The sequence below is a fragment of the Reyranella sp. genome, from assembly GCF_004297405.1.
Taxonomy (GTDB): Bacteria; Pseudomonadota; Alphaproteobacteria; order Reyranellales; family Reyranellaceae; genus Reyranella.
Map to the genome: position 1 here is coordinate 298,793 of NZ_SCVC01000006.1, position 11,988 is coordinate 310,780.

An 11,988-nucleotide genomic window follows, 5' to 3' on the forward strand; every position below is an offset into this window, starting at 1 on the left:
TAGGGCTATGGCGCGTATCGCTCGCAAGGACATTCTCGACAGGTTCCGCGGCATGATCGCCCGCGGCGAGCCGATCATAGGCGGTGGCGCCGGTACCGGTCTTTCAGCCAAGTGCGAGGAGGCGGGCGGCATCGACCTGATCGTGATCTACAATTCCGGCCGCTATCGCATGGCCGGCCGCGGTTCTCTGGCGGGCCTGCTGGCCTATGGCAACGCCAACGACGTCGTCATGGAGATGGCGCACGAAGTGCTGCCGGTGGTCCGACACACGCCGGTACTGGCGGGGGTAAACGGCACTGATCCGTTCCTGATCCTCGACGATTTCCTGGGCCGGCTGGCCGAGCTCGGCTTCTCGGGCGTGCAGAACTTCCCGACCGTCGGCATCATCGACGGCCAGTTTCGTCAGAACCTCGAGGAGACCGGCATGGGCTTCCGTCACGAGGTCGAGATGATCCGTGCCGCACGCCACCACGAGCTGCTGACGACGCCCTATGCCTTCGGTGAGGACGAGGCTGTCGCTATGACCGAAGCGGGCGCGGATATCTTGGTCTGCCACATGGGCCTCACGACCGGCGGCAGCATCGGCGCCGAGACGGGGCTGAAACTCGGCGACTGCGTGCCGCGGATCAGGGCTTGGGCGGCTGCGGTCCGGGGGGTCAATCGCGATGCCATCGTGCTCTGCCACGGTGGGCCCATCGCCACACCCGAGGACGCGCGGTTCATCCTGGAAGCGTGCCCCGAATGCAACGGCTTCTATGGAGCGTCGAGCATGGAGCGGCTGCCGACCGAGCAGGCGCTCACCGAGACGACGCGTCAATTCAAGAACATCCGGAGATGAGCGGGAGGTCGCTATGAGCGGAACCCAATTCGGCACTTTCATCCTGGCCCTGGTGGTCGTCGCCATCGTGGTGGCGATCATCGTCTGGCTTTTCAACTGGCTCTACCTACGGTCTTCCAAGGAGCGGGCCTTCGTCCGCACCGGACTGGGAGGACAGAAGGTGGTCATGAACGGCGGCGCCTTCGTCCTGCCGATCGTGCACGAAGTCATCCCGGTCAACATGAATACCCTGCGGCTGGAGGTCGGCCGTGGCCGCGACAAGGCGCTGATCACGCGCGATCGCATGCGGGTCGACGTGGTGAGTGAGTTCTATGTGCGCGTCCAGGCGGCCGATGCGGCGATTGCCGCGGCGGCGCAGACGCTCGGTCAGCGCACCATGCAACCCGACGCGCTACGCGAACTGATCGAGGGCAAGTTCGTCGATGCGCTCCGCACCATCGCAGCCGAGATGACCATGGAGGAGATGCACGAAAAGCGCGGCGAATACGTCAAGCGCGTGCGTAATGTCGTGGCCGAAGACCTGCTGCAGAACGGCTTGGAGCTAGAGACGGTATCGCTCACCCAGCTCGATCAGACGGCCATGGAGTTCTTCAATCCTTCCAACGCTTTCGACGCCGAGGGTCTGACGCGGCTCACTGAACAGATCGAGCGGCGCAAGAAGATCCGAAATGACATCGAACAAGACACGATGATCGAGATCCGCAACAAGAATCTCGACACCGAGCGGCAGGGGCTGGAGATCGACCGTGCGCTTGAGCATGCGCGGCTGGCGCAGGAGCAGGACCTCGAGACCCAGCGTGCCGCCCAGCGCGCGAGCGTGGCGCGCGAGCGTGCGGACAAGGATCAGGAGGCGGAGCGGGCGCAGATCACGGCGCGCCAGGCCATCGAGCAGGCCCGTATCGCCTCGGAGCGGGCGCTCGAGGAGCAGCGCATCTCCAAGGAACGCGAAGTCGAGGAACTCGAGATCGCACGCCGCAAGTCGATCGAGCTCGCCGAGCAGGAGCGCAACGTGGCGATCGCCGAGCAATCGAAGGCGCAATCGGAGGCGCAAGCCGCTGCCGACCGTGCCCGGGCGATCGCGGTGACGGAAGAAGAGCGCGTCTTTACGGCACGCGAGACCGAGATGGCGCAACGGCGCAAGAGCATCGAGCTGATCGGGGCCCGACAGGAAGCCGAGCGCGAGGCCTTGCGGCTCACGGTCGCCGCCGAGGCCGAGCGGAACGCGGCCGAGGATCGCGGCGCGGCGGTGCGCGCCGGGGCCGAAGCCGATGCCGATGCAGAGAAGATTCGGGCGCTGGCGTCGCGTATCCGGTTCGAAGTTGATGCCGAAGGTGCGCGCCTGATGAACGAGGCGCAAAATCTCCTGAGCCCGGACGCCCGCCTCTCGGCCATGCGAATGCGGCTAATCGAGAAGCTCGATGCCATCATTCGCGAGTCGGTGAAGCCCATGGAGCGCATAGAGGGCATCAAGATCCTGCATGTCGACGGTCTGGGTGGCGGCGGTGGCGCGGGAAGCGGCCGTAGCGAGGCGGGCGATATCGGCGGCGGCCTGGCCGACAGCGTCGTCAATTCGGCGCTGCGATTCCGCGCCCAGGCGCCGCTGATCGACCAGCTGCTGCGCGAGATCGGTGTCGAGGGCGGGGATGTCGGCCGTGTCGCCCAGGGCTTGCTGGATCGCGGTCAGGGGACGGGTCCGACGGCTGTTCCGGGCCCCGCTCGAACGCAAGCCGGCGAGTAGTGCACCGTGATCAAGGTCTATACCTCGACCGTAATCGAGGCGCCGGCCGACACCGTGTGGGGCCGCATCCGCGACTTCAACGGCCTGCCAAGTTGGACACCCTTTGTGGCAGATTCGCGCATCGAGGGAAGCCAGCCGCCCGACCGGATCGGCTGCGTTCGCAACTTTCGCCTCAAGGACGGCGGCCTGATCCGCGAGCAGCTGCTCACGCTCTCGGACTACGACTATCAATGCTCCTATTCGATTCTGGAGAGTCCGATGGGCGTCGATAACTACGTTGCCACGCTCAAGCTCACGCCCGTGACCGACGGGAACCGGACTTTCGCCGAATGGTGGGCCGAGTTCGACTGTGCGCCGGAGCGCGAGAACCAGCTAGCGCGCGACATCGGGCAGGGCGTGTTCCAGGCGGCATTCGATTCGCTGAAGACGCTGATGCGTCGCTGAGGCACAAACCGCGATGATTCGGGTTGTCCGATCTGCCGTGATCGATGCGCCGATCGAGCGCGTCTGGGCAGTCCTGCGGGATTTCAATAGCCACTCTGCCTGGCATCCGATAGTCGCCGATTCGACGATCGAAAACGATGAGTCGTCGGATCAGATCGGTTGCGTGCGAAGCTTCACCTTGAAGGACGGCAACCATATCCGCGAGCAGCTCCTGGCGCTCTCCGACACCGACTATGTTTCGACCTACTGCATTCTCGACGCCACGCTGCCGATGCGCCGGTACGTCGCCACGGTGCAGCTCAAGCGCGTGACCGACGGTGATCGTACCTTCTGGCACTGGCAATCGACCTTCGACGTGCCGCGAGGTCGTGAGCAGGAATTTACCGATCTCGTGGGCAAGGGTGTTTACGAAGGAGGCTTCGAGGGGGTGAGGGCCTATCTACGCCGCCGTCCGGGAGGGCCGACAAGCCGCTCGATCGTTACCGCAGGGGCGTCGATGACGACGCAGGGCGTGGTCGCGGTACGTTTCGGGGGGCCTGACGTGCTGGAACCGCGATCTCTAGAGGTGCGTCCGCCGGGGTCGGGTGAAGTCCGCCTTCGCCAGACCGCGATCGGCATCAACTACATCGACGTCTATGTACGCAAGGGCGAGTACCCGCTGATCCAGCCGCCGGCGCCGCTCGGCATGGAGGCGGCCGGGGAGGTCGTCGACGTTGGCGACGGTGTGACCCATTTGCTGCCTGGCGATCGCGTCGCCTATGCCTGTACGCCACCGGGTGCCTATGTCGGTGTCCGGACCTTGCCGGCTTCGCACTTGGTCGTGCTGCCCGATGAAATCGACGACGAGGCGGCGGCGGCGGTGATGCTGAAGGGCATGACCGCCGAGTATCTCCTGCATCGCACCCATCGGCTACGTGCTGGTGAAACCGTCCTGGTCCATGCCGCGGCGGGTGGCGTCGGCCTGTTGCTCTGCCAGTGGGCGAAGGCGTTGGGGGCACGGGTCATCGGCACGGTGTCGACCGATATCAAGGCACGTGCCGCGCGCGCTGCTGGCTGTGATTTCGTCATTGTAGGCGGCGACTACCGGTTCGCAGCGTCAGTGCGTGATGCAACGGACGGCCGAGGTGCTGACGTGATCTACGATGGCCTGGGGCAGGCGGCGGCGCGCGAGAACTTCGATGCCCTGGCGATGTGCGGCCACTGGGTCTGCTACGGTCAGGCGAGTGGCCCGGTGAGCCAATTGACAGTCGAGGATATGCAGCAGAAGTCCGCGACGTTCTCAAGCCCCGTGCTGTTTCATTACAGTGCCGAACGCGCCGTCTTGACCGAAATGGCTGCACGCACGTTTGAGGCGCTGCGCCAGGGCATTCTTACACTCGATATCCAGCATCGCTATCCGCTGGCTGCTGCTGCGCAGGCCCATCGCAATCTTGAGGGCCGGACCACGATCGGACCTCTGATTCTGCTGCCATAGGCATCACCAGGACGGGCGCTTCAGTGTGCCGTTGGTCGGCGACTATGTGCTGTTCCCCAATCCGGCTATTCCGGCCAAGCCGCTGATTGAGCTGATCGCCTACGTTTGCGCTACCTGCGGATGCGAGATTTCCGCATCGGTGCTCGCGGCAGCATGGCTTGTCGTGGAGAGCGTTGGATCCGGATTTCCAATCCTCCGCCACTATCGCCCCGCGAATCAATACACCAAGGACCACGTTGGCGTTGGCGCCCAATGCGGGCGAGTTGGCAGTTGCCGCATCCCGTACGCCATCGAGCACGTCCAGCACCATCTCGGTGCTCGTCTCAGTCACTTCCCCGGCTGCCTCGGTCACGGTGTCGAGCGCCGTTAGCACCAAGACTTCTGATCGTTGTGAAGATAGAAATGCGATAAGGAGCAACACCGCGGCCTACGACTAGTTTGTTCAACGACGACTAGCGACCAGCTCCTATTGTTGCTTCCGCGAGTTCCTGATGCATTGTCTAGGCGTGAACGTGGATTGGCGCGGTTTCGGCTTCCGCTTTCTGCGCAATGAGCCCATACCAATTGATAACGGCTGGTTGGTTGCTTGCGGTGGCTGTCGCATGGACTTCGCGACAAAGCCTTCGGAACGACGATTGCTTTTCCGTTTTCCAGCGCGCAGCCAGCGCAGTCAATGAAGCATCGCGCAGATTACCTAGCGCAAGCTCTCGTCCAAATGAGTACTCGACGGGAACAACGGCACCGTCCGCTTCGATGATCAAAGGCGAGACAATTTCCGCCAAAGGTTGAGTATGTTGAAGTAAGGCGTTTCCGGCAAAAACGCGTTCAGGATCTTCTACGATCGCTTCGCGCCCTGCGACGTCCAGTTGAACCCTCATGCGCTCGCCCGCAAGCTCCTGTATCCGTGCGACAGCGAGCACGGCGTATGAAAGCTCCGTCGCATCGGGATTGGACTGGCTGAGCTGGGTGCGCGCGCGGCCTACGCTTTCGAGAGGATGAAGCTGCAGAAGTCGCGCCCCTTCCTGCAACGCGAAGTCCGCAACCCAGAGGAGTTCGTTCAAGTTATGCTGGGTCAATGTAAAGATGAACCCAAAGGGTAAGCCTGACGCGCGCAGATCTGGCAAACGTTTCGCCATCGTTGCAAATGCGCGCGAGTCCCCACGCATGCGATTGTGGGACTCCGGAGTCCCATCCAGGCTTATCGCTACGAGATTCGCGGCTCCGCGTAACATCTCAATGCGACGACGGTCCAGCAACATGCCGTTGGTAGTAACCGTCGTCACCATGTTGAGTTCACGAGCATGCAAAAGTAGCTCGCGAAGTGGCCCATACATGAGCGGCTCGCCGCCTGAGAAGCTGGCGACGTTGTAGCCTTCGGCCGCCGCATCTGAAATTGCTGCACAAAACAGGTGGGCCGGGGTTTCGTCGTGTAACGTGGGACCAGACGACGAATAGCAGTGTAAGCATTCCAAGTTACATCGACGGGAGACGTGCACCTGAAGCACCCGGTAATCGTCTCCTGTCGGCCCCATGGACGACTAGCCCCTGACTTCGTGCGGCACGTTGCTAACGTTAATTATGGCGGCATCAATTGCCGGCAATCCGAATGGAAACCCGTCGACTACATAGCCGCCCTTTATGAGCCGTCCCACGACGTCTCCAACCATGTCGGGATGTACTCGGAATGATGCGTGGAACCAGTCGGGCCGGGGTGTTCCCTTAACCCACCAGCGTAACAGCTTTACGCTATCAGCCTTTACTCCGAGCGCGCGCGCCACTTCCTCATGAGACTCTGGAACTTTGCCGCCGAATAGTTCGTGCAATAGCTTCGTTGAGCCACGATCGTCTGCTGGTGACATGGCGTTGCTCCTTTTTGGCTTGATTTACTCGAATCCCGTACGCACGGAGTCGTTCCTGCTGCCCATCGGTAGGATTCAGCGTAATTCGGTAAAACACAGCTCAGTAGGAATGCAGCTCGGTAAAACGCAGCACATTCTCGATACAGCAGCTAAGGCACAGTTCCACAGGTCAACGGGAGTGCCTTGGTGTGAATTTCATACATTCACATTACAACCATACATGGATAAACCCCCTATGTCGGTGCGTCTAGAAGATTCTGCGCAGGTTTCGTGAAAGAATCTCAAACATCTGGTCCAACTCTCCATGCCGATAAAAAGGGGGGCAGCAACTGCTTCAGCCGGCGCGATCCGTGAGAGCGGCTGGCGATGCAGGAATGCGAGTGGCGAGAGGGTGCATGCCGAGTCCCCCAACAAGAGTCCTCCAGCAATGGGATCGAGCGACAAACAAGCTCGCGTGTTCCCGTAGCTTGGCCGACTTCGCCGATCGGGAACACAGCCGCGAGGTGGCCTCGGTATTTGACCTCACCGTGACCTCCAGAGAATGAATTGGAGTCGGTCGATGCAGCAGTGGTCGATTGGGAAAAGAACTATGACATCACTTCGTCAGGCATGGGCGGACTTACCGCCCAAACTAAAGATACTGGAACCAGTGCAATTCTCTTCCGATCACTGGTCTCTTATTGAACGCATGCATGCAAATTTTAACGATCGCGAAGCGCATACTCACTTGCCCATGCCAATAGCCCGGTTTGGCGAATCTGCGAGGAATGCGATCTACGAGCATGCGATGCACTTCACCGACGTCAAGACGGTATACGTCGATAACAATTGGCTCTTGGAAAAGTTCGTCAACGGTATGCCCGACACGATGGCAAACTATGTGCGGCTCTATAACGAAGATGTCGATGAGATGATGAGCATGCTCGTTCCTTCAGCACGCTATCGCAAAGAGCATTACGCATACGGCAAATTTACCATTCCCGAGCCGCACGGCCTTCACACCGACCATAGTGCCGAAGATCCGGGTTGCGAGGGGGAGCCAATCTGCATAGCCAGAATTGAGACTCTGGGGACACACTATGTTGCCGGTGATTATAAGGCGCATGACCCTGAAACGCAGAGCATGCTTAAAGCCCTAAGATACTGGATTGCCGTTCCCGAAGGGGAGCCAGAGGCTATTCTTGATGAACTATTGAAGCGGGAGACGCTTAAGACCATTCCCGTAAATCATGTCATGCTGATGGTTGCTGGAAACAGTTCTGAGAACGCTCAGATCACACAGCATATCGCCGCCAGACCACCTGCCGGCGGACAGCACTCGGTGTTTTTTCAGAGGCAGTACAAGCTCTCGTAGAAGATGTAGTCGTTGATGGCCTATCAGGCGAGAATGGGTAAGCCGCTGTCTCAGGGTAAGGCTGGGCTATTGGCTGCGCTTCGGCAGTGCTCGGGCGGTGGCTGCCAGCCCCGGCGCGAAAGCTGAGTTCGCTGCCCAAGGTGTCGACGTGCTCGGTGATACGCCCGACGAGTTCGCCGTCGTCGTCCGCGCCGATCATGCCCGATGTGAGAAGGTGATACGCGAGGCCGGCCTCACCGTGGCGGGCTCAATCAGCCGTTAGCGAACCGATGAGCCGCCTGGGGGCTGGTAAGGTATTCCGACGAGTTGCTCGCGAACTGTCTCCTGGCGTCCGCCGGTTCAGATGACGCCTGACAACGACGAGCTTTTCCCTGCTAAGGGCCGGCTAGCGCTTAAGGCCATTCTTGGACCGATCTCCCTCATAGGCCACCTGCGATTCAGGGTCATCAACTGGTCACGGATTGGGTCATGCGTCGCGACGTATACAGCCGGGGTGAGCACAACCGATCCGGCCAAGCGGCAGGCGTCCTTCCGCGTCGTCCTGATGGGCTTGGCGATCGTCGCAGCGGCGATCGTTTCATACCTCTTCGGCGTCTACAGCTATCCACGCGGACTGTGGCCTATCGGCGCTTTGCGTGGGCTGGGCGATACCGTTCGGGAGCCCGGGGCACGTGACGATTTCGGCCGGCTGACCGCCTATCCCGGCAAGATCCCGGTTGCCTGCCCGCCGCAGGACGAACGTACCGCGGTGATCCTGGCGATGGGCCAGTCGAACGTCGCGAACCATGGCGCGCGCCGGGAGACCACACGTCACGGAAGCCACGTGGTCGGCTACTTCGACGGAAAGTGCCATATCGCTGCGTCGCCCCTGCTGGGCGCCACCAGTGACGGCGGCGAGTTCCTGACGATGCTGGCGGACCGGCTGGTCGACGACGGCCTCTACCGTACCGTCGTCATCGTTTCGTCTGGCGTCGGCGCCAGTCCGATCTCGCGATGGGCCCGGGACGGCGACCTCAATGCCAGCCTGTCGTCCAGGCTGCGCCAGCTCGCCGCCAACTACCGGGTCACCCATGTCATCTGGCACCAAGGAGAAACGGACTTCGCCAATGCGACGACGGCCGATGCCTACAAGGTGGCCTTCGCATCCTTGATCGGGACGCTCGGCGAGGCCGGGGTCGAGGCGCCGGTTTTCACATCGGTGTCGACGCGCTGCGCAGCGACATGGACCGCGGGCAATCCCATCGCCTTGGCACAGCGCGCTCTCGCCGACGGGCGGCGCGTCGTCCTCGCGACCGATGCGGATGCTCTCCTCGCTCCGGACGACCGTACCGACGGCTGCCATTATTCCGAGGCAGGCCAACGCAAGATCGCCGCCGCCTACGCGGCCGCCATCAGGTCGTCGCGGTCGAACCACTAGCTATACGGGTTCAATAGGGTCTTGAGAGACCGCGCGATGATGCCGTAGCGCGTTGAGCTAAGCGCGACCGGAGGAGGGGCGCAAAGCATGCGCGTGGGCCCTTCTTTCGTACTCGTCGGTTGGCGAGGACGACGGTCGAGCAGGATCGCCTCTTTACTCTGGGCAAGAACCGCAATGATGAGCCGCTGCTTCGTGTGGCACAGAGTCGACCGACGGCGTCTACGCGTCAGGCGTGGCACCACAGCTTGAACATTCGACAGTTGGTGATGCGCGTCGTTTGATCGAGCGGACAGCGTGAAGCCGGGCCATGGATGCAATCGGGGTAGGCGTCCCAATGAGTGACCAGCGCACGCTGAAAGGAGGCGATCCCATGAACATGAAGAGACGCCACCTTGTAGGTGGTGCTTCCGCTTTCACCCTGGCTTCGGGTTCATCCGCAGCTTTTGGACAGAGCAAGCCTGCTGCTTGCTCGCTGGTTGCGTCTGTGGCCGATGCGACGGGCTTCGAGGCGGCTCTGCGTGCAAAGCTCGCGACGGGCGACGTACTGAACTGGACCGGCGGCAACGTACGCCTGAAACGTCCGATTACGATCGACGTGACGCATAGCATGGTCGGAGCCGGTGTCGATCTGAACGGCGCCAAAGTGATTGCTGATTTCAACGATGCGAAACAGCGGGCAATCACGATACGCATTCCTCCAGGGCACAAGAAGGTCGCCGTGCGCGGCCTGAAGTTCTTCAACGGCACCATCATAGCCGAGAGCCCGGCGCTGGATGCCTTGGGATTGATATGCCTGACAAATCAAAGCTGGATCTACAGCTGGAAGATCATGAACCTGGACATCGAACAGTTCGCGCGGGACGGGCTGTTCTTCGCCGGAAGCGTGTTCGAGGGTGAGTTGCACGCCGTCACCTGCGCGAGCAACGGCCGCAACGGCATGACCTTTCGGAACGACGGTCCGAAAGAAGATACGGGCATTGTCTCCGCCATCGCGATCTTCGGCGGCCAGATGCGGAAGAATGGCAATGCAGGCATCGAGACTCAAAGTGCCATCCCCTACCAGGAGCCGCGGGACCTCAATCTCCGGCAGACCCACTTCGTCGACAACAAGGGGCCAGGGTTGAATGCGGCCGCCGGCTTCTCCAGGGCCGAGGGCTGCGGCTTCGTGAACAACGGCGGATGTGGCATCAATCTGATGAACGAAGGCCGCATGACCGACTGCCGTGGCGGCACGCACGGCCTGCAGCCCTATCTGGTGAAGGCCTTCTTCAACAACGGCGGGCTGATCATGGATGGCTGCCGTATCGAGGGCTTCACCGGCTTCGAGGGCAAGATGAAGTTGGGCAAGATCAGCGGCACGGGAACGGTAACGCTTCGGGACTCGGGCGAGAGTTCGGACCTCGACATCTCGGGCGACATCGCCGTGAAGGTGGTCTAACCGTTCTGACAAGAAAGCTGGAAGCGTTTGGAGGCGTTATACATGCCCCTCGCTGAATTCAGACGTCGTGGCCTCGACGGCGCCCTGTGTGCAAATTCCCATCCCTTCCAGGGGTTGCCAGCACAGGCTTTCTAGACGTCGGCCCAATCTGAGCCTCCGCGCCGACTTTGTGCCGAAGCGGATTGGCATCCCGCTGCATGGCCTGCGGTGGCCGGGCTTTCATAAAAGTCCGCAAACATTAGCCCTTAACGGCGATCGCGATCCGCAGTCCGCAGTAATATCGGGTTTGTTGAACTCTCGCATGGGGCAAGCCCGTATCGAGGGTTGGAACTCCTTCCTCTTTGCCCTTATCCCACCTCCGAAAACACTTAACTATGGCTTGCTCTGCTGGCAGGGCTAGAGGTCAACGCTTTATTTCGTTAGATTCAATCGGACTGAAATGAACGGGTGGGTGGGGAGAGATGCAGGATGGAGTGTTTTTGAGTTTTGTCGTCGGGCTTGTTGGTGGACCGGCAGCCACACTTCTACTGGTCGGGGCGCTTTGGCTCTTGCCGGACAGGTACTGGCGATGATCGAGCAGATTCTGTTCGGCCTGTTGGGCGGCATCTGCGGAACGGCAATTACACTGTGGGTCTTGCAGGTGATCGAGAACCGGCGCCAGCGCCAGACCTACAGGAACCTGCACGACCTCTAGCCGGCGCCCGCCATGGGTGTCGTGACGCACGCGACGTCGTGGCGCCACCACTGGTAATGCGGCGATGGACTTCCCGTGAAGGATCGCGCTCTATGCTCCGGTTGGATAGGGGGAGATCATATGCGGCGTGCTCTTGTAGTGGTGATGGCGACCCTGGTGGCGGGGTGCGCCTTCGATACCGCGACTCTGAGCATGCCCAACGATTTCCGGAACAGTCCGATCCAATGGACCGCGACCTATCCTGGCTCCTACGAAACGCTGTCGAACTGCATCGCCTCGCAGTATGCCGGTGAGCTTCGTGTCGCCCCGCAAGTCTATCCGACGGTCCAACGCTCAAGCATTCTGTTGTCGAGCGGCAGTGGCGCCGATGCCGAATTCCAGGTCAAGCAGATCAATGCGGCATCGAGCCAGGTGACGTGGCAGCGGGCTACCGGCCTGTTCGGAAGCGGGCTGAGCGACCGTACGGCCCGCGAGCGCGCCGACAAATGTGGTGGCGCGACGGGCTAGCTTACTTCGGGGCAGCCTCGCCGCGACGCACGCCGCCTGCTGTCTCCTCGCGCTTCACTTCGGGGAACAGCCACATGGCGAACACCATGAAGGCACCGAGAAAGAGCACGAGATGCTGAATCCGATCGTGGCCCAGCGCGCGCTGGAAAAAGAAGGCGGCGATCGCCACGAGTATCACGACTACCGATAGCGCCAGTTTGATCCGTACAGGCATCGCAGGCCTCC

At 61.3% G+C, this 11,988-nt stretch carries 13 protein-coding genes; 11 read left to right on the forward strand and 2 right to left on the reverse strand.

Annotated features, from left to right (window positions below):
* Window positions 1-7: 7 nt before the first annotated feature.
* From EPO50_RS03580 to EPO50_RS03600, 5 genes are read left to right on the forward strand one after another with little or no spacing between them, the layout of a single operon-like run.
* On the forward strand, window positions 8-838 hold the full coding sequence (locus tag EPO50_RS03580; RefSeq protein ID WP_296341280.1) for a phosphoenolpyruvate hydrolase family protein: 831 nt from the start codon (window positions 8-10) through the stop codon (window positions 836-838).
* A 13-nt stretch (window positions 839-851) separates the two neighbouring features.
* Window positions 852-2,576 (forward strand): flotillin domain-containing protein, encoded by a 1,725-nt coding sequence (locus tag EPO50_RS03585; RefSeq protein WP_296341281.1) that lies wholly within the window; start codon window positions 852-854, stop codon window positions 2,574-2,576.
* A gap of 6 nt (window positions 2,577-2,582) precedes the next feature.
* A complete protein-coding gene (locus tag EPO50_RS03590) occupies window positions 2,583-3,020 on the forward strand; it encodes an SRPBCC family protein (protein ID WP_296341282.1) in 438 nt (145 codons plus the stop codon).
* A 13-nt stretch (window positions 3,021-3,033) separates the two neighbouring features.
* On the forward strand, window positions 3,034-4,494 hold the full coding sequence (locus tag EPO50_RS03595; protein ID WP_296341283.1) for an SRPBCC family protein: 1,461 nt from the start codon (window positions 3,034-3,036) through the stop codon (window positions 4,492-4,494).
* A 31-nt stretch (window positions 4,495-4,525) separates the two neighbouring features.
* On the forward strand, window positions 4,526-4,864 hold the full coding sequence (locus EPO50_RS03600) for a hypothetical protein (RefSeq protein WP_296341284.1): 339 nt from the start codon (window positions 4,526-4,528) through the stop codon (window positions 4,862-4,864).
* 130 nt (window positions 4,865-4,994) lie between these two features.
* On the opposite strand, the gene EPO50_RS03605 is transcribed toward EPO50_RS03600, so the two are convergent.
* Window positions 4,995-5,999 carry a radical SAM protein gene (locus tag EPO50_RS03605; RefSeq protein WP_296341285.1) on the reverse strand — a complete coding sequence of 335 codons (1,005 nt, stop codon included), beginning with the start codon at window positions 5,997-5,999 and terminating at the stop codon, window positions 4,995-4,997.
* Between the two features lie 913 nt (window positions 6,000-6,912).
* Here EPO50_RS03605 and EPO50_RS03610 point away from each other — a divergent pair.
* The 6 genes from EPO50_RS03610 (at window position 6,913) to EPO50_RS03635 (ending at window position 11,763) form a co-directional block, all read left to right on the forward strand.
* The gene (locus EPO50_RS03610) at window positions 6,913-7,707 is read left to right on the forward strand and encodes a hypothetical protein (RefSeq protein WP_296341286.1); all 795 of its coding nucleotides are present in this window, start codon (window positions 6,913-6,915) and stop codon (window positions 7,705-7,707) included.
* Window positions 7,708-7,804: 97 nt separating this feature from the next.
* Window positions 7,805-7,969, forward strand: a complete 165-nt coding sequence (locus EPO50_RS03615; protein ID WP_296341287.1) for a hypothetical protein — start codon at window positions 7,805-7,807, stop codon at window positions 7,967-7,969.
* A gap of 231 nt (window positions 7,970-8,200) precedes the next feature.
* The gene (locus EPO50_RS03620; protein WP_296341288.1) at window positions 8,201-9,124 is read left to right on the forward strand and encodes a sialate O-acetylesterase; all 924 of its coding nucleotides are present in this window, start codon (window positions 8,201-8,203) and stop codon (window positions 9,122-9,124) included.
* Between the two features lie 370 nt (window positions 9,125-9,494).
* A complete protein-coding gene (locus EPO50_RS03625; RefSeq protein ID WP_296341289.1) occupies window positions 9,495-10,562 on the forward strand; it encodes a hypothetical protein in 1,068 nt (355 codons plus the stop codon).
* Window positions 10,563-11,130: 568 nt separating this feature from the next.
* A complete protein-coding gene (locus EPO50_RS03630; RefSeq protein WP_296341290.1) occupies window positions 11,131-11,256 on the forward strand; it encodes a hypothetical protein in 126 nt (41 codons plus the stop codon).
* A 120-nt stretch (window positions 11,257-11,376) separates the two neighbouring features.
* Entirely contained in the window at window positions 11,377-11,763 is a 387-nt protein-coding gene (locus EPO50_RS03635; RefSeq protein ID WP_296341291.1) for a hypothetical protein, read from the forward strand.
* Between the two features lies 1 nt (window position 11,764).
* Here the strand turns inward: EPO50_RS03635 and EPO50_RS03640 are convergent, their stop codons facing one another.
* On the reverse strand, window positions 11,765-11,977 hold the full coding sequence (locus EPO50_RS03640) for a hypothetical protein (RefSeq protein WP_296341292.1): 213 nt from the start codon (window positions 11,975-11,977) through the stop codon (window positions 11,765-11,767).
* Window positions 11,978-11,988 lie beyond the last annotated feature (11 nt).

What these genes read in the sequence shown, in the direction of transcription:
- EPO50_RS03580 (WP_296341280.1), top strand. Translation starts at nt 8, where the DNA reads ATGGCGCGTATCGCTCGCAAGGACATTCTCGACAGGTTCCGCGGCATG.
- EPO50_RS03585 (WP_296341281.1), top strand. Translation starts at nt 852, where the DNA reads ATGAGCGGAACCCAATTCGGCACTTTCATCCTGGCCCTGGTGGTCGTC.
- EPO50_RS03595 (WP_296341283.1), top strand. Translation starts at nt 3,034, where the DNA reads ATGATTCGGGTTGTCCGATCTGCCGTGATCGATGCGCCGATCGAGCGC.
- EPO50_RS03610 (WP_296341286.1), top strand. Translation starts at nt 6,913, where the DNA reads ATGCAGCAGTGGTCGATTGGGAAAAGAACTATGACATCACTTCGTCAG.
- EPO50_RS03625 (WP_296341289.1), top strand. Translation starts at nt 9,495, where the DNA reads ATGAACATGAAGAGACGCCACCTTGTAGGTGGTGCTTCCGCTTTCACC.
- EPO50_RS03630 (WP_296341290.1), top strand. Translation starts at nt 11,131, where the DNA reads ATGATCGAGCAGATTCTGTTCGGCCTGTTGGGCGGCATCTGCGGAACG.
- EPO50_RS03635 (WP_296341291.1), top strand. Translation starts at nt 11,377, where the DNA reads ATGCGGCGTGCTCTTGTAGTGGTGATGGCGACCCTGGTGGCGGGGTGC.
- EPO50_RS03640 (WP_296341292.1), bottom strand. Translation starts at nt 11,977, where the DNA reads ATGCCTGTACGGATCAAACTGGCGCTATCGGTAGTCGTGATACTCGTG.